The sequence below is a fragment of the Edaphosphingomonas fennica genome, from assembly GCF_003034225.1.
Lineage (GTDB): Bacteria > Pseudomonadota > Alphaproteobacteria > Sphingomonadales > Sphingomonadaceae > Sphingomonas_E > Sphingomonas_E fennica.
The window spans coordinates 292,224-309,716 of sequence record NZ_PHHF01000018.1 but is presented as its reverse complement, the minus strand read 5'-3'; the positions used below and the strand labels follow the sequence as shown (position 1 = coordinate 309,716).

At 61.8% G+C, this 17,493-nt stretch carries 16 protein-coding genes and 1 pseudogene; 13 read left to right on the top strand and 4 right to left on the bottom strand.

Features of this window, described 5'->3' with window-relative positions:
* Positions 1–75: 75 nt before the first annotated feature.
* Positions 76–1,665 carry an ABC-F family ATP-binding cassette domain-containing protein gene (locus CV103_RS04880; RefSeq protein WP_107394124.1) on the bottom strand — a complete coding sequence of 530 codons (1,590 nt, stop codon included), beginning with the start codon at positions 1,663–1,665 and terminating at the stop codon, positions 76–78.
* A gap of 112 nt (positions 1,666–1,777) precedes the next feature.
* Here CV103_RS04880 and CV103_RS04875 point away from each other — a divergent pair, with 112 nt between their 5' ends.
* The 10 genes and pseudogenes from CV103_RS04875 (at position 1,778) to CV103_RS04830 (ending at position 11,614) form a co-directional block, all read left to right on the top strand.
* The gene (locus tag CV103_RS04875) at positions 1,778–2,443 is read left to right on the top strand and encodes a TetR/AcrR family transcriptional regulator (protein ID WP_107394123.1); all 666 of its coding nucleotides are present in this window, start codon (positions 1,778–1,780) and stop codon (positions 2,441–2,443) included.
* Positions 2,444–2,577: 134 nt separating this feature from the next.
* Positions 2,578–3,684, top strand: coding sequence for a redoxin family protein (locus CV103_RS04870; protein ID WP_107394122.1), 1,107 nt, complete (start codon positions 2,578–2,580; stop codon positions 3,682–3,684).
* Positions 3,681–3,815: pseudogene (locus CV103_RS22780) on the top strand (integrase); the annotation flags it as partial. The gene CV103_RS04870 and the pseudogene CV103_RS22780, both read left to right, overlap by 4 nt.
* An 880-nt stretch (positions 3,816–4,695) precedes the next feature.
* On the top strand, positions 4,696–5,064 hold the full coding sequence (locus CV103_RS04865; RefSeq protein WP_211314349.1) for a YidH family protein: 369 nt from the start codon (positions 4,696–4,698) through the stop codon (positions 5,062–5,064).
* 65 nt (positions 5,065–5,129) lie between these two features.
* Positions 5,130–6,698, top strand: coding sequence for an arylsulfatase (locus CV103_RS04860; protein ID WP_107394121.1), 1,569 nt, complete (start codon positions 5,130–5,132; stop codon positions 6,696–6,698).
* Between the two features lie 97 nt (positions 6,699–6,795).
* Positions 6,796–7,656 carry a Na+-dependent transporter gene (locus CV103_RS04855; protein WP_107394151.1) on the top strand — a complete coding sequence of 287 codons (861 nt, stop codon included), beginning with the start codon at positions 6,796–6,798 and terminating at the stop codon, positions 7,654–7,656.
* Between the two features lie 29 nt (positions 7,657–7,685).
* Positions 7,686–8,615 carry a formylglycine-generating enzyme family protein gene (locus CV103_RS04850; protein ID WP_107394120.1) on the top strand — a complete coding sequence of 310 codons (930 nt, stop codon included), beginning with the start codon at positions 7,686–7,688 and terminating at the stop codon, positions 8,613–8,615.
* Complete coding sequence (locus tag CV103_RS04845; protein ID WP_107394119.1) at positions 8,612–9,052, top strand: DUF1622 domain-containing protein; 441 nt, start codon at positions 8,612–8,614, stop codon at positions 9,050–9,052. The genes CV103_RS04850 and CV103_RS04845 overlap by 4 nt, the downstream gene beginning before the upstream one ends.
* A gap of 838 nt (positions 9,053–9,890) precedes the next feature.
* A complete protein-coding gene (locus tag CV103_RS04835) occupies positions 9,891–10,739 on the top strand; it encodes a bestrophin-like domain (RefSeq protein ID WP_070934091.1) in 849 nt (282 codons plus the stop codon).
* Positions 10,740–10,789: 50 nt separating this feature from the next.
* Entirely contained in the window at positions 10,790–11,614 is an 825-nt protein-coding gene (locus CV103_RS04830) for an outer membrane beta-barrel protein (protein ID WP_107394118.1), read from the top strand.
* 37 nt (positions 11,615–11,651) lie between these two features.
* Here the strand turns inward: CV103_RS04830 and CV103_RS04825 are convergent, their stop codons facing one another.
* Positions 11,652–12,629: an AraC family transcriptional regulator gene (locus CV103_RS04825; RefSeq protein ID WP_107394117.1), complete on the bottom strand. Its 978-nt coding sequence runs from the start codon at positions 12,627–12,629 to the stop codon at positions 11,652–11,654.
* A gap of 212 nt (positions 12,630–12,841) precedes the next feature.
* Between CV103_RS04825 and CV103_RS22775 the strand changes: the two genes are divergently transcribed.
* Entirely contained in the window at positions 12,842–13,549 is a 708-nt protein-coding gene (locus CV103_RS22775; RefSeq protein ID WP_245896647.1) for a hypothetical protein, read from the top strand.
* Positions 13,550–13,672: 123 nt separating this feature from the next.
* Here the strand turns inward: CV103_RS22775 and CV103_RS04815 are convergent, their stop codons facing one another.
* Together CV103_RS04815 and CV103_RS04810 are read right to left on the bottom strand one after the other, a co-directional pair.
* Positions 13,673–14,152 carry an SRPBCC family protein gene (locus CV103_RS04815; protein ID WP_107394116.1) on the bottom strand — a complete coding sequence of 160 codons (480 nt, stop codon included), beginning with the start codon at positions 14,150–14,152 and terminating at the stop codon, positions 13,673–13,675.
* A gap of 3 nt (positions 14,153–14,155) precedes the next feature.
* Positions 14,156–14,488, bottom strand: coding sequence for an ArsR/SmtB family transcription factor (locus tag CV103_RS04810; RefSeq protein ID WP_070934096.1), 333 nt, complete (start codon positions 14,486–14,488; stop codon positions 14,156–14,158).
* A gap of 326 nt (positions 14,489–14,814) precedes the next feature.
* Here CV103_RS04810 and CV103_RS04805 point away from each other — a divergent pair, with 326 nt between their 5' ends.
* Together CV103_RS04805 and hisD are read left to right on the top strand one after the other, a co-directional pair.
* Positions 14,815–15,978 (top strand): nuclear transport factor 2 family protein, encoded by a 1,164-nt coding sequence (locus tag CV103_RS04805; RefSeq protein WP_107394115.1) that lies wholly within the window; start codon positions 14,815–14,817, stop codon positions 15,976–15,978.
* Between the two features lie 176 nt (positions 15,979–16,154).
* On the top strand, positions 16,155–17,492 hold the full coding sequence (gene hisD / locus CV103_RS04800) for a histidinol dehydrogenase (RefSeq protein WP_107394114.1): 1,338 nt from the start codon (positions 16,155–16,157) through the stop codon (positions 17,490–17,492).
* Position 17,493: the final 1 nt, after the last annotated feature.

Below are 17,493 nucleotides of genomic sequence, written 5' to 3'. Positions count from 1 at the left end.
TGCCCTTGCCAAGGGGGCGTCCACATATGAATCACATTCCCGACGCCAAGGGAATCCTGTTTATGGGTCCCGACCCTAGGACGCTTCTCCGAACAGTTCCAGCCGCCGGCTGATGCCGATATTGGTCAGGAACGCCTCATCGTGGCTGACGACGAGAAGCGCCCCATCATAGGCCGCGAGCCCGACCTCGATCGCCTGAACCGAGTCGATATCCAGGTGATTGGTGGGCTCATCCAGGATGAGCAGCGATGGCGCACGCGGTCCGCCCAGCACACAGGCCAGACCGGCGCGTAACATCTGGCCTCCGCTTAGTGCGCCGACCTTCTGCAGCGCCTCGTCTGCCCGGAACAGGAAACCTGCCAGCGCGGAGCGACATGCATGCTCGCTGGAATCGGGATTCAGCCGCATGAAATTGTCGAGGATCGACCATTCGCGATCGAGGATGCTCACGTGCTGATCGAGCAGCGCAAAATCCACACCAACCGAAACACTTCCGCCGGTGGGCTGCATCTTGCCCGCGATCAGCTTGACGAGGGTCGTCTTGCCCGATCCGTTCGGTCCAACGAGCGCGACGCGTTCCGGTCCGACCATGGTGAAGGACAGGTCGCGCAGGATCGGGTGGCCGGTCTCGTAGCCGGCCATGACCTTGTCCAGCGTCAGAACCGTGCGGCTCGCCGCGAGCCGAGTCGGCGGCAGCACGAGCAACAGTTGCTGCAGGGTTTCGATTCTCTCCCGCGCCGCCGCGGCTGCCGCCCGAGCTTGCTCCTTCTGACGCTCGGCAAGCCGAGCGTCATCTCCGCGGCTCGCCTCGGCAGCGTTCTTCCGGGCACCCGCCAGAATACGCGGCATATCGCCGCGAGCGCCTTTCCTCGCGCCACTAGCGTCCCGGCGATCTTTCCGTGCGACGGCGAGCTGCGTCTTGCGATTGACCTCCGCGATCCTTTTCTCGGCAAACGCCAGGTCGTGCTGCGCGGCCTCAAGCTCGACCACCTTGCGCTCCCGGTACAGGCTCCAGTTACCGCCATAGCGAGTGATGCCAAGAGACGTCATCTCGACGATTGCATCCATGCGCTCCAGAAGTGCGCGGTCATGGCTGATGACGATCGCACCCGACTTCCAGTCGGCAAGGAAGCCGATCACGGCGTCGCGGCCGGCACGATCAAGATTGTTGGTGGGCTCGTCGAGCAGCAGGAAATCCGGTTCAGCGAAGATCGCGGCGGCCAGGCCGGCGCGCGTCCGCTGGCCACCGGAGAGTTCGGCAAGAAGCGTATCGGCCCGTGCTGTAAGGCCCACTTTCGCAAGCGCGGTGGCGATGCGTTCGTCAAGCATCCAGTCGGCTTCCGCCAGTTCGTCGATGCCGGCTTCCCCGGCCTCCGCACGGCGCAGGATCGCCAGCGCCCCCGCTACACCGAACAGATCAGCCACCGTCTCTTGCGGGCCGACCTGAACGCTCTGCCTGAGCACGCCCAGCGTGCCGGTGATGGAGATCGTGCCCGCCTGCGGTTGAAGCCGTCCGGCAAGAATATGCAACAGCGTAGTCTTGCCCACGCCATTGCGCCCGACAAGACCAGCGCGCTCTCGGCGGAAGCCGAGGTCGAGATCGGAAAAGATCCGGCGGCCGTCTGGCGTCGACCAAGCGAGCCTCGATACGGTGATGGATGACATCGAGAGGAAATCCGTTGAAACCCAGAAACAGCACTCTATTGTGCTGATATCGAATGGCCGATAAAAACGCAACCTTGTCGTGCCGTTTTGACCAGCAAAAACGGAACCGAGAATGGGATTAAGCACGCGCAAGGCTGGAGGACGTCCAACCCGGGAACGAGCGGCGCAGCTCGATGATCTTCTGCTCGACGGCGCCCGCTCGACCTTTTGCCGGAAAGGGGTTGCCGCAACGTCTGTGGATGAGATCGCTCTCGAACTCGGCATATCCAAGCACACGATCTATCGCCGCTACCCAAACAAGGGGGCGCTGCTGGAGGCCGTCGTCGAACGCGACATCCGCCGGTTCAAGGCGGCCCTGACATCGGCCGCCATGGGGGTCGCGGACCCCCTTGAGGCTGTCCGGCAAACGGCCCTGCGTTATTTCGAGATCGGCTCGTCGCGCGACTATGCGGCCTTCTATCTGTCGGTCAGCGCGGAGGCAGCCTTTTCCCCGGCGCTTCGACACCGGCTCGCTGCATGGTCAAGGATGGCTTTGGAGTCGTTGGTCGGTGCGATCGCCTCGGCCCAGGCTGCGGGACTCGTTTTGCCGGGCGATCCGGGTGTGATCTGCGAAATCCTCGTCGACCTTCTCGAAGGGGCGAACAATCGTGTCCGCCTGCGCGCCGACGAGACGAACAATACCGCCGAACCCGATCGGATATTCCAGGCGCGATGGATGATCTTCCTTCGTGCTTGCGGCCGCGTCGATGGACCGCCCTTTACCATTCCATCCCAATAGGCGCGACTGAACGAGCTCCCTGCCACTGTCGGGGCATCACAGAACATAGCAGTTGCTAACAACCCAGCCGCGATCGCGTCTCTATACGCAATGCGCTCAGTTCGTCAGCTTCGACGGCAATGCGAGTGACTGCTATGCGTAAATTCCGTTCGACTGGCTTCTTTGTCGCCGCCATTCTGGCGGCGGGCACGACCACCCTGCTCTGCTTCGATGACGCTTTGAGCCTGGTGCCCCACCAGTCTGCGAACAGTATGAGCGCGGCTGCCCCGGCAGGCATGACGGCCTCCCCCCTGGATCTCCTGCACCGCTCGTCATCCTGGCTGACGCCCGTGCCCGGTGGCGTGCAGGCCCTTCGCGGCAAGGTCGTACTGGTGAATTTCTGGACCTATTCGTGTATCAATTCGCTGCGCGCGCTACCCTATCTGCGCGCATGGAGCGACAGATATGGTGACAAGGGGCTGGTGGTCGTCGGCATCCATACCCCCGAATTCGACTTCGAAAAGGATGCCGCGGAAGTACGCCTCGCAAGCGCGCAATTGGACGTCCGCTATCCGAATCTGCAGGACAATCATTATGCGTTCTGGCGCGAATTCGGTAACGAAGGCTGGCCTGGTTTTTACTTCATTGATGCGAAAGGACGTATCCGGGGTTACCGGCTGGGTGAAGGCAATTACGCCGATGCCGAACAACTGATCCGAAAGCTCCTGGCCGAGACGGGGCACGATCCATCGGACGTTCCCATTTCTCCGATCAAAGGCACCGGAATAGAGGCCGAAGCCGCCTGGAGCGATCTGCGATCGCCCGAAGCCTATGTCGGTTTCGAGAAGGCGGTGAAGTTCGCGTCTCCTGGCGGGCTCGTGAAAAATGTCGAAACGACCTATACGACTCCGCGCGACCTATCCCTCAACCAATGGGCTCTCGCGGGGCGCTGGACCGTTGGCCCGGAATTCGCGGCTCTCGGCGGAGCCGGCGGCGCGATCACGTTCAGATTCCATGCACGCGATTTACATCTGGTGCTCGGCGGTGCCGCCGATCGGCGCCTAGTCCGGTTTCGTGTCACGATCGATGGTGCGCCTCCCGGTGCCAATCACGGCAGCGACGTGGATGAGTCGGGCTGGGGTGAGTTGCAGGAGGATCGTCTTTACCAGCTCGTTCGACAGCCGGACCAGGTGGTCGACCGGACCGTTCGCGTTGAATTTCATCGAGGTGGCGTGCGTGCATATGTCTTCACATTCGGGTGATCTGCAAGGTCACCGGCAATTTGTGGGCGGTTCAAATCTTGCTGGGCCACAGCAAGATCGAGAACACTGTCAAGTATCTTGGCATCGATATCGATAACGTCCTGATCGTTGCTACGCGTACCGAAATCTAACCTGAGCGGCTCCTCGTTCCGACGAGAAAGCGATGCACGGCGCAATGAACGGGCGCCTGCTTTGGGGAGCTCTCCAAGCACATCGAACGGCGGCTATGACGGCGAACGCGGCGACAACCGCTGACGCCTCGCTGATGATCGCATTCCCATCAGGAGATGAGTTCGAAGTCACCGGGCTTCCACCCTGGCCTTGGGAGTGACTACTGACAGTTGATTGAAGACCGTGTTTGACACGGATTATGGCTCGCTGGATTTCGAAGCGAGTATCACCGACGAGATCCTCCTCAATCGATTCCATGACGGAGCCAGGCGGTGCGATACGGGACACAAGTTCAGTGCTTGCCATTGCAAGGATCGCCTCCCGCCGAGTGCCGGCAGAGGATCTATCAAGCGAACCCATCCTTGCCGCTGCAGCATAGCGGGCACGCGCGACATCGGTGGTGAACCAGCCGTTCCATCCATCGAGGCTGCCGAGCTCCGATGAGCTTTCGATGCACTCGATGCGATCGCTATGTCTCCAACTACCTTGCCACGTTCGCTCTCGCTGCCGTTGCAGCCGAGTGGATCAAATGAGTCTCCTTAACCGGGCGCGGCGATCGCCTAGGGCGAGGTCAGGTTCGAGACGCCCCCGCGCTCACGGCCTGCCACCGGCACTTTTTTGTAGAATCCGGCCAGGCGCTTCCTGTTCCTGAGTAGCGCGCGCCCGAACAAGGGCGATAGATTGCATGCCAACGGGTCAAGGAATGACCCCATCCCAGGCAGATAAATTCGGGTCGACTGCGACTGCCGCAGCCGGAGGCTTGGTATGCAAATGATATCTGACGATATTTCGACCGAACTATCGGCCCGGCGGACGGGCATGTCCTTCCAGCGAACCCGCATGAGCGCGGATCGCACCTTGATGTCGGTCATCCGCACGTCATTGTCGCTGATCTCCTTCGGCTTCACGATCCACCAGCTCGCCCAGAAGCTGAAGGACCAGAATCTGCTGCCCAGCGCCGCACCTGAACGGACGTTCGGCACCACGCTCGTCGCCTTCGGCATCATGATGCTGACGTTCGGCATCGTCTACCACGTCCGGTTCATGATCGAGCTGCGCCGCGAACGGCGCCTCATGGCCGAAGAACAGCTGATTCATGGCAAAAGCGGCTTTCCGCCTTCACTCACGCTCATAACCGCGATCCTGCTGCTGATACTGGGCGTATGGACGATCGCAAGCATGCTTTTCAAGATAATGCCGTTCAATTGAACACAATACATGTCGCCACATAACATAATCATTCTTCCATCAATGTTTATTATCAGGAGGATGTTATGGCCTCGAAAAGCAATTCCGGCAGGCCGAATATACTGGTGATATTCGGCGACGACATCGGGATGTGGAATGTGGGCGCCTATACTCATGGCATGATGGGGCGAACGCCCAATATCGATCGGATCGCCGAGGAAGGCATCCTTTTCACCGATCATTACGGCCAGGCAAGCTGCACCGCCGGCCGCGCGGCCTTCATCACCGGGCAGGTGCCGGTGCGCACGGGCATGACGACGATCGGCATTCCGGGATCGCCTCGCGGCATCCAGAAGGAAGATCCCACACTGGCCGAGGTGCTGAAGTCGCAGGGCTATGTGACGGGGCAGTTCGGCAAGAACCATCTGGGCGACCGCAACGAATTCCTGCCCACGGTCCATGGCTTCGATGAATGGTTCGGCAACCTCTATCACCTGAACGCGGAGGAGGAACCCGAGCAGCTCGACTATCCGGGCCAGAAGAATGCGGATTATCTGAAGAAATATGGTCCGCGCGGCGTGCTGCATGCCTGGGCCACGGACGAGGACGATCCGGCCGAGGATCCCATTTTCGGCCGCGTCGGCAAGCAGCGCATCGAGAATACCGGCATGCTGACCCGCGAACGCATGGAAACGTTCGACGGCGAGGTGCTGGACAAGACGCTCGACTTCCTCGACCGCCACGGCAAGGGCGACAAGCCCTTCTTCTGCTGGTTCAACACCACGGCCATCCACATCTGGTCGCATTCGCCCAAGAAATATATCCAGAAGGCCGTCGACGAAGGCCGGGCCGAGGAAGATCTCGTGCGGGCCAAGATGCTGGAACATGACGAGCAGATCGGTGCGTTGCTGAACAAGCTGCGCGAACTGGGCGTCGATGAAAATACGATCGTCGTCTACACCACCGACAACGGCAATGAGATGATGTTCTGGCCTGATGGCGGCTATGCTCCGTTCCGCGGCGAGAAGGGGACGAGCTGGGAAGGCGGCCTGCGCGTGCCCTGCGTCGTTCGGTGGCCGGCGCGGATTGCGCCACATTCATCGTCCAACGGCGTCCAGTCCCACGAGGATCTATACGTCACGCTCGCGGCGGCCGCGGGCCTTCCCAATCTGAAGAGCGATCTTCTGGATGGTTATGAGATGAATGGTATGACCTATAAGGTTCATCTCGATGGCTATAACAATCTGGATCACTGGACCGGGAAGTCGCCCAAATCGGCTCGCCGCGAATTCTTCTATTATGACGAGACGGATCTGATGGCCGTCCGCGTCGATGGCTGGAAAATGCACATCGGCGTGAAGAAGGAAGGCAGCTGGTTCAACGAAAAATATTATCCAAGCGTACCCTATCTGTTCAACCTGCTGATGGATCCTCTGGAGAAGATGGACCCGGAATCCCACGAATGGGGATATATCGGCAGGAAGTTCTTCGCCTCCAAGCTATGGGCGCCGAATGCGGCCACACCCTTTATCGCCGCCCATCTCAAGAGCCTGCAGGCCTATCCCCCGCGCCAGGGCGCAGACACGCTGAGCCTGCACAAGGCGCTGGAAGGCGCGATGAGCCGGCTCGAAACCAGCCGGACGACGAACAACTGATCCTGTCGCGATCGGCCGTTCGTGCGGCTGCGGCAAGGGCCACGGGCGGCGTTCCGGCGCCGCCCGTCCCCTCCCGCCCAAAATGGAGCGATCCACCATGGCGCTCGCACACATCATCCCGCTGCTGATCAACATCAGCATCTTCTTCATGGTCCTCGCGCTGGGGCTTCGGGCCGGCAGGGGCGATGCGATCTATCTGCTCCGCCGTCCGGCGCTGCTGCTGCGATCGATCGTGTCGATGAGCGTCGTCATGATAGCAGCCGCCATCCTGCTGTCTTTCCTGATTGATCCGGTGCCGGCGGTGAAGATCGCCCTGATCGCGCTTGCCATGTCCCCGGTGCCCCCCATCCTGCCGGCCAAGCAGATCAAGGCGGGCGGGTCCGGCGCTTATGCCGTGGGCCTGCTGGCGACGGCATCGGTGGCGGCCGTGGTGCTGACGCCCCTGGCCGTCACGCTGATCGGGCGGTTGCTGGGGGTTGCGGTGGACATTTCCGCCAGCCGTGTCGCCACCGTCATGCTTGTTTCCGTCATTATCCCGCTGGGGATTGGCATCGGCATCCGCACCCTGCAGCCGGATGCGGCGGCGCGGATCGCCCCTGCCATGTCCCGGGCGGCGATGATATTGCTGGTCGTGGCCGCGCTGCCGCTGCTGTTCGAGGCTGGACCCGCGATCTGGGCCATGGTCGGCGATGGCGTGCTGTTGGGCCTGATCGCCTTCACGCTCATAGGCCTGGTCGCGGGCCATCTTCTGGGCGGTCCCGACAACGGGAATCGCACCGTCCTGGCACTGGCCACGGGCACCCGCCACCCCGGCGTGGCGATTGCGATCGCCACCGCGAACTTCCCGCACGAGAAGGCCGTGCTGGCGGTGGTGTTCTACCATCTCGTCATCAGCGCGCTCGTGTCCCTTCCCTATGTCCGCCGCCGGCGCGCCGCTTCCGGGGAGACACCGGCATGAGCACGCCAGCATCGCCATCGCCGCCCGGCATGGTCTGGATACCGGGAGGGACATTCCTGATGGGTTCCGACCATCACTATCCGGAAGAAGCCCCCGCACATCGCGTGAGCGTGGACGGCTTCTGGATGGATGCCACCACCGTCACCAATCGCGACTTCGCGCATTTCGTGAAGGCCACCGGCTATATCACGCTGGCCGAAAGGCCGGCGGACCCCGCCGACTATCCAGGCGCGCGGCCCGAGCTGCTGGCGGCATCCTCGATCCTGTTCCGCAAACCCAGCGCCCCGGTCGACATGAGCAACCATTATAACTGGTGGCACTATGTGGCCGGCGCGGACTGGCGTCACCCGCGCGGACCCGCAAGCTCGATCCGGGGGCTGATGGATCATCCCGTCGTGCATGTCGCCTGGGAGGACGTGGCTGCCTATGCGCATTGGGCCTGCAAGGCGTTGCCGACCGAGGCGGAATGGGAATTCGCCGCGCGCGGCGGGTTGGACGGCAGGGAATTCGTCTGGGGCGACGATCTGCCCCCCAACGGAAAATATATGGCCAATACCTGGCAGGGCGAATTCCCCTATCGCAACACGCGGGAGGACGGCTTCGAATATACGTCGCCCGTGCGGGCATTTCCCCCCAACGGCTACGGCCTGTACGACATGGCCGGCAACGTCTGGCAATGGACGGCCGACTGGTATGGCGACCATGGCACCCGCCATCGGAGCTGCTGCACCGTCGCCAATCCACGCGGCGGCGCGGCCGAGGAAAGTTTCGATCCGAATGCGCCAGGCATGCGGATTCCGCGGCGCGTCACCAAGGGCGGATCGCATCTCTGCGCGCCCAATTACTGCCGGCGCTACCGGCCAGCGGCCCGCATGGCCCAGCCGATCGACACGGCCATCTCGCATCTGGGCTTTCGCTGCATCAAGCGCCCGGCTCCGAAAGCGGAGGCGATGCCATGATAGAGGAATGGTTGATCGAGCTGACCGCGCTGGTCGTTCCGCTGATCGAGCTTGCGGCGCTTATCGTCATCACCATCGGCACGGCGGAGGCGTTCGTCCGGGGCGCCCCGGCGATGCTTTCGGGGCGGAAGAACGGGCATGCCGTCCGCCTCATCTGGATGCGGCAGGCGCGCTGGCTGATCGCGGGACTGACCTTCCAGCTTGCCGCCGACATCATCGAAACTTCCACGGCGCCGAGCTGGGACGATGTCGGCCGACTCGGCGCGATCGCCGTCATCCGCACTTTCCTCAACGTCTTTCTGGAACGCGATCAACGCGAGATCCGGGAAATCGAGGAACGCCGCGCCCTCGATTCCGGAAAATCGCCGCGCCCCGGCGCGGATCCGACGACATTTCCCGAGCTTCGCACGCCCTCATCGAACGGGGACAGGCCATGAAACAGGCATATGCCACCTTTTTCGCGTTGACAGCTCTGGCCGGTATGGCGCCACATGTCGCGGCCCAGGATGCGCCCCCATCCGCGCCGCCCCCGGCGGAACACGAGGGCAGCGGGTGGAGCTTCGCGATCACACCCTATCTGTGGGCGGCGGGCCTTTCCGGCGATGTTGCCCAATTCGGTCTGCCACCTGTCCATATCAGCCCGGATTTCGGGAAGGTGCTCGACAATCTCGACTTCGCAGCAATGGCGACCGGCGAAGCGCGCAAGGGCCGCTACAGCATTGTCGTCGACATGATGTTCACAAAGATTTCCCTGGCCTACGGAACGCCGAGAGGCGCGCTTGCCGAAACGGCACGCGTGAAATCGTCCACCTTCGCCGGCTTCGTCGGCGGAGGCTATTCGCTGGCCCATGGCGACCGCCATATCCTGGATTTCGTGCTGGGCCCGAAGATCTGGAACGCGGATGTGAAGATCGGGCTGGAGGGCGGCCTGCTAAACGGCAGGAGCGGCAATGACAACGCCACCTGGGTCGATGCGATGGGCGGATTGCGCGGTCGCTATTGGCTCAGCGACAGCCTCTATCTGAGCGGATGGGGCCTCATCGGCGGCGGCGGCGCGAATATCGATTGGGATGCCGGCGCAACGCTCGGCCTTCGGATCAGCCGCACGGCGTCGGCGGTCGCAGGCTATCGCGCTGGGCGTCGATTACGACAGGGACGGCTTTCGCTTCGACATCGTCCAGCAGGGGCCAACCTTGGGCGTCTCGCTGAACTTCTGAATGAAGCGCCGCCGCTGCGATCGGAACGGAAACGGAGACAGCAAAGGGAAGCAGGGCAATGGACGCGTCATCATTGGCCACATGGCTGGAACGGATTCCGCTCTGGGCGCTCGGGCCCTTGCTGCTGCTCACCTTGTTCGCGGCCGCGCTGGCCGGCTGGCGGCTTCGCCGCCGCCGGGATAGCACGGCCACCGTGGAAACGGCGGCCGGTGGCGATGGGCATGAAGGCTATATCGTATCGGCAGTGCTGGGTCTGCTCGCCCTGCTCACCGGCTTCACCTTTTCACTCGCGATCGACCGTTACGAAACCCGGCGCGAGCGCGTGCTGGTGGAAGCGAATGCGATCGGCACGACCTATCTGCGCGCGCAACTGCTGGAGGAGCCTCACCGCGCGCGCATCAGCCGGATGCTGGTCGACTATACGGATAACCGGATCGCGCTAGCCAAGGCCCATGGCAAGGATATCCAGCCGCGGCTCGGCGCTAATGACCGCATGCTTGCCGACCTGTGGACCGCGACCGTCGCGGCCTATCCGACGATCCGATCCTACGATTTTTCAAGCGCCTTCCTGGATAGCATGAACGCCTTGATCGACATGGATGCCGCCCGCAAGGCCGCGCGCTATGCGCGTGTGCCGATGGAGGTCTTCCTCGTCCTGCTAATCTACATGCTGATCAGCGCAGGCGTGCTTGGCTATGTCCTCGTCGGCCGGAACGGGCGGATATCGGCTGCCTTTCTCCTGTTCCTCTTTTCGCTGTCGGTCCTGCTGATCATGGACGTCAACCGGCCCAACGCAGGCGGCATCAATGAATCCCAGGAACCGATGATCGCGCTGCGCCAGACGATGCGGGCTCAACCGCCGGCGCTGTTCGATCGCTTCAGCCGACCCGCAGACGAGGCTCCATGACTGCGGGGCCACATCCATCGATCATATCGATGCCCAGGTGGAGAAAGACCATGTTCACGCGGATAAGCCTGATTGCCGCCAGCCTGGCGGGAAGCACCTTCGCAACAGCCCCTGCGGCGGCGCAAGCGCTTCAGGACCATTTCTGGATCGAGACGTCGGCCTATTGGCCGCGGGTGGATACCTCGGTCCGCCTGTCTTCGACGCGATCGGGTGCCCAAGGCACGTCGATCGACCTGGAATCCGATCTCGCCCTGGACAAGCATGAAACGCTGCCAGCCGTGTTCGCCGGCGTCCGATTGGGAAGCAATTTCTCGATCGGCGGCGAATATTATTCGCTCAGCCGCAAAGGATCGAACGTCATCAGCCGCGATATCGTCTTCGACGACATTACCTATCCTGCGTCGGCTAGGGTCTCGACGAAATTCAGCACCGACGTTTATCGGCTGACGCTCGGCTATGCCTTCATACGAAAAGAGAATTTCGAACTGGGCGCCGCGCTCGGCCTGCACGCGACCAGGTTCAAGGTCAGGCTGGATGGCGAAACCAGCGTCGGCGACCAGTCCGCGAACGTCGAGGGGCGCAGGCATGATTTCCTCGCCCCCCTCCCCACACTCGGGCTCTTCACCGCGCTCGAGGTTGCGCCCCGGCTCACCCTCAATGGACGGATCGATTATCTCTCACTGAAAATCGACGACTATGACGGCCGCCTCATCAATACCCAGGCATCGATCAGCTATCGCGCGCTGAAGAATGTCGGGATCGGCGCGACCTATCGCTATGTCGATTATCGCGTCGATGTGGAAAAGCAGCGCTGGACCGGAAGGGTCTCTCACAAGTTCAAGGGGCCGGCCGTCTTTCTCCAGTTCGGCTTTTAAGTTGCGCCAGGGATCGTCCCCCTGGGGCTTCCCGGGATCACCGGTAGCTCTTCAGCGTATCGGAGGGATGCTCGCCGAACGCCTGATAATATTTCCGGGCGAAATGGCCGAGATTGGAGAAGCCGCAGCTGAAACCCACCGAGGTCACGTTCATCTCCGATGTCGGGTTGCTTAGCATCGCGCGCGCATATCGCAGCCTCACCCTGCCAACATAGGCCATTGGCGAAATGCCGTGGGTGCGGTGAAAGAGATAGAACAGGCTCCTTGCGGTGGTTTCCGCAGCCTCTGCCAGCGCTTCCACGGTGATGGACTGATCCCAGTTCTGCTCGATATAATCGACCGCGCGGCGCACCTGCCAGGGCGCAGCGGCGCGCGGCGTCCCTTCCAGCCATTTGCTGTAATTATGCTCGTTGGCCATCAGATAGGCAACGATCACCGCTTGCTCGGTCTCCGCAATCACATTGGCAGGCAGCATGTCTTCGTCGCGATCGAGTTCGCCCACCAGAAAGCGCAGCAGCCGAAGCTGCGCCGCCGCAAACCGCGAATTGGCGTTCGGCCGGCCGGTCAATTGCAACGGAGGGTCCACTGGCTTGCCGATCATGGCGGAAAGCTTCCGCGCAAGAACGGCAGGCGACATCTTCAGAATGAGGTGGGCGAAAGTTGGGCCGTAAACGAACATGCCTTCGGAGCCGGGGCCGCCAGCAATACCGCCACCCAGTTCCTCGACCAGCAGGCTGTGCCTGTTCCAGCGGACCTCGCCCGATCCGGAGATCGGGAAACCCTGGACGAAATAGTCGTTCTGGGAAAGCTGGGCCTGCAAAGGCGATCCGTAGCGGGCGTAGGTCAGGGCGATGGAAGGCAGTTCACAATGGTTGAGGACGCTCTGGAATGCCTTTCCGCCCTCGGGCATGTCGATCGATCGGACAGAAAAAATCGGCCGCAGCCAGTCCTGCAATTCCTCGGGAGCATTCGTGCGGATCGCGGGATAGTTCCGAAGCAGAGCCGATGCCTCCATCTCCAATCTCCTGCCCAAGCAGACGCAACGATTTCTGTCGGGTAATTACCTTCTTTCGATCCACCTCCCAACGAAATTGGGACATCCGACCGAAATTCATGGTCACACATCGCCCCTGACCGAGCAACGGATCCATCTTTTCAGGATTATTACATCCTGGCAGGCGCCATAGCCTCAATGGTCGGCCCGCGGCACACGTCCAGCCGTCGAGCTTGAGCACCAACATTGGTGGGGATGAGCCCCTGCTCTGCCATGAGTTTCTTCATCGCGCGACGGCTTTCGAAGTCAAGCAGCAGTGCAAGAATTCCAGAAGTCGGAATGAGTCGGGAGGCAAGGAAGCAAGAAGCACCACGCCGGCGAATGTCGATGGTGGGGATCCCGCGCATATTTCGGCGGGTAGCCATCGACCGGGTCGGGATAGAGAACACAGAGAACCTTGGCCACCCGCTCCGATATTCGACGAGCAGAGCGCGGATCGCGTTCGTTTCCAGCACAACATTCAGCATCGCGCCCACGCCCTTGAAAACCTCCTCCAGCATCTGCCGGTTCGCATGTCACGGCCGAGCACTGTTCTTTCAGCCATGAGCCGCCTGCCGGCGCTGACCTGGATCTTTGCGCGCACCTGCGACTGCATAGCCACCATAGCGCCATTGCGAAGTCCGGCATTTAGCGCGACAGACCTGACGATCATGACCAGCAGCGAATTGCAGAACCTCATCGTCGCAACGCTCACCCGCAATGCCGGCGGCAGCCGGCGGCGATGGCGGCTCGTGGTCGGGCCGGTCCGTGTGTACAGTTTGGGTACGCACCCGCACTGCAACTGGTCGGTGGCGCCATCGGGCTCTGCCGGTGAAAACACTGTGGTGGAAGATCTTATCGATACGATAAGGTCGGCCCATCCAATCGTTGCCGCCGGATGAGGGATAGTTGGGTATGGCAGCCCCGACTTTCCTGCCGGGCAGTTTTCAGGACTGGAATGGTCGAAAGCCGCCGGTGCGGGGCGTCACAACCGTTCGGTTGCGACACTCGGCACGTCATGGTGGCTAGGCGTCGAGCCAAGCCGCGAGGCCGTCCAGCGTCTGCAATCCATATCCCACCGCGCCGAAACCGATGACGACCTGACGCCGCTTACGACTGGGGTGGAGCTGACGCATGGTTAGCACCGTTTTGCCGTCGGCCTGCTCATCGAAGGTCACCGTCATTCGAAAACGCTCGGGATCGTCGGGGTCGGGGGTGCCATAGTCCATCACGATCCGTTCGTTTGGCACAATCTCCAGGAAGCGCATGAGGTTCGGAAAGCGCTGTTCCTTACCCTCGAATATGCCCACCATGTCGAACCGCCAGGTCCCGCCCTCACGGATGTCGGCCTCGTGGCTTTCGATGCTGAGCCCACTCGGGCCATACCATTCGGCTAGCGCCTTGGGGTTCGTCCAGGCGGCAAAGACCTTATCGCGCGGGTGATCGAGGAGCTTGACCAGCACGATTTCGCGATCGAGCGACCAGGTTTCCAAAAGGTTCGCCATATCTTATTCCTCTCCCGCCTTATCCAAATAGAGTTCCAGCCGGTCCAACCGCTCGGCAGCCAGCCGGCGCTCCTTTTCCATCCAGTCCGCCGCTTCGGCGAAGCGCGCCTGCACCAGTCTGCACCAGCGACTGCGCCCGCGTTTTTCGCTGGCGATCAGCCCGCACTCTTCCAGCACCCTGAGATGCTGTGCGAAGGAGGGAAGCGCCATATCGAATGGTTCGGCCAGGGCGGTGACGGGCGCCTCGCCCTCTGCGAGCCGCGACACCACCGCTCGCCGCGTGGGATCGCTGAGGGCATGAAAAGTGAGGTCGAGAGGAGCCGAATGGTAAGGCATATGCCTAAGTAACCGGCCCGCTGTCAGCACGTCAAGGATAATAAGGTCATCGCCTTAGTATCAGGCTGTCGCGCAGCGTGACGAACGCGCCGTCAACGGCGGGAAGACAGTCATCAGATTGGTAATTGCATTCGAATGCATTTCGTTGCACAAGCTCTGCTGGCTGCCACGCAAAAACCGGGTCCCGGGGCTTTCATATGTGCAAATTCCGGATGGACAAGCAGGCAACGCGAAGCAGCAAATCGCACCTTGCCCGGACAATTCGTGGCAGGCGGTATCAACCTTCGCGGACTATACCGAGCATCTAACAGACCACAGGAGCATTTATGAGCGAGGATGAGGGCAAGGCGCCAAAAACAACGAGCGTGGGCACCAAGATTGCGGCGCGTGCAAACGATGACGCGCGGGCCGTATTGCAGGTGGAGCGCCGGGATTTCCAACAACTCGTTCCCGAAGGCCGTCCGCGCGTCCAGAGCATGCGCGGCTTCGATGATTGCTACACCGACATCGTCGACTACATCGTCCGCTGCACGCACAAGATCTGGGACGAGCGCGACGTCGGCCTGATCTATACCCATTACACGCACAACTGCGTTGCCTACACGACGCTGGGCACGATGTACGATCGCGAGACCCATATTCGCGACACGATCCAACGCCTTGCCGAATTCCCCGACCGGCGCGGGCGCGCGATCCAGGTGATCTGGAACGGCAATGATGTCGACGGCTTCTACACGAGCCACATGACCAACGGCGGCGGCCGGCACACCGAATATGGCATGTACGGCAAACCCACGGGCCGCAGCTTCATGACGCGCACCGTGGCCGACTGCATGATCTTGGAGAACAAGATCTATAAAGAGTGGATCGTCCGCGACAATATGGGGCCGCTGATCCAGCTCGGCATCGACCCGCATTCTTATGCCACCGACATCGCACGCAGGAAATTCGAGACCGGCGAGAAAGTAATCGACCTGGCGGAGAATCGCCGGCTGCTTGGCCAGTATCCGCCCGAAACCGAGGCCGATGTATCGATCGCGCACAATGAGGGCGAAGCCCAGCTTCTGCGCGATCTCCACCACATCTTCAACAAGCGGATGTTCGGCCGCATCCACGAGATCTATGCGCCGACCTGCCAGTGGCACGGGCCGCTGATGCGCGAGCTCTATGGCATCGCCGCGGTTCTCCACCAGACGATCAAGCTGGTCGCGCTGATCCCCGACTGCGCTTATGTTCCGCAGCATATCTGCTCGGTCGAAAGCGAGGAAGGCGGCGTCAAATATGCGGTGCGCTGGACGATGGACGGACATCACATGGGCTATGGCTCATTGGGCGCACCGACCGGCCATCACCTCTTCGTCATGGGCGTCACGCACTACCACGTCATCGACGGCAAAATCGTCGACGAATGGGTGGTGTACGACGAGCTTTCGATGCTGGTGCAGCTCAAGCTTGCCGACATGCAGAAGGCCGCCGACGCCGAAATTTGAGCCGATTCCGACGCAAGGATCGCAGCAACCATCCGCTGCCATCCTTGCGTCACCCGATGCATCCCGCACCCGTCGTTCATCTGGTCGTCAACGCCCTCCCCCTCCCCAGGAAGCGCCTTGCCTTTCGACCAGATCTCATCTAGCGGTTTTGCATTCGAATGCATTTAGAGGATCCGATGGCTATCTATCTGAAGCGTGGAGCGACCGCAGAAGCGAAAGCTGAGAATAATCGCCAGGTGCGCGACACGGTCGAAGGCATCCTCGCGGATATCGAGAAGCGCGGCGACGATGCCGTGCGCGAGCTTTCGATCAGGTTCGACAAGTGGGATCGTGATTCCTATCGCCTGACCCCGGCGGAAATCCAGGCCTGCATCGACACCCTTTCGCCGCAAGACCTGAAGGACATCGAGTTCGCCCAGACCCAGGTGCGCAACTTCGCCCGGATCCAGCGCGCCAGCATGACCGACGTCGAGGTCGAGACCCTGCCCGGCGTGATCCTGGGACACAAGAACCTGCCTCTGAACGCCGCAGGGTGCTACGTACCCGGCGGCAAGTATCCGCTGCTCGCCTCGGCACATATGTCGGTGATCACCGCCAAGGTGGCGGGTGTGCCGCGGGTCGTGACCTGTGCCCCGCCCTTCGGCGGCAAGCCAGCGCCGGCGATCGTCGCGGCGCAGGCATTGGCTGGCGCCGACGAGATCTACTGCCTCGGCGGTATCCAGGCGGTCGCGGCAATGGGCCTCGGCACCCAGTCGATAGCGCCGGTCGATATCCTCGTCGGTCCGGGCAACGCTTTCGTAGCCGAAGCCAAGCGACAGCTCTTCGGCCGTGTCGGCATCGACCTGTTCGCGGGGCCGACCGAAACGCTGGTCATCGCCGACGAGATCGGCTGCGACGGCGAACTGGCGGCCACCGATCTGCTCGGCCAGGCCGAGCACGGTCCTGACAGCCCGGCGATCCTGCTGACCACGTCGGAAAAGCTGGCGCGCGAGACGATCGCGTGGATCGAAAAGCTGCTTGATATCCTGCCCACGGCCGACATTGCGCGCAAGGCGTGGGAAACCTACGGCGAGGTGATCGTCGCCGAGGACGACGCCGAAATGGCGCGCATCGCCGACGAGATCGCCAGCGAGCATGTCCAGGTGATGACCGCCGATCCCGACTATTTTCTCAAGAATATGAGCAACTATGGCGCGCTGTTCCTCGGTGCGCGAACCAATGTGTCGTTCGGCGACAAAGTGATCGGCACCAACCACACCCTCCCGACCAAGAAAGCCGCACGCTATACGGGCGGGCTCTGGGTCGGCAAGTTCATCAAGACCTGCACCTATCAGAAGGTGCTGACCGACGAAGCCTCGGCGCTGATCGGCGAATATTGCAGCCGTCTCTGCGGGCTCGAAGGCTTTGCCGGCCACGGCGAGCAGGCCAACATCCGCGTGCGCCGCTTCGGCCATCGCGAAGTGCCCTATGCTGGTACGGCCGCTCCCTCCGAGCTCACCGTCGCCGACGCCTGAC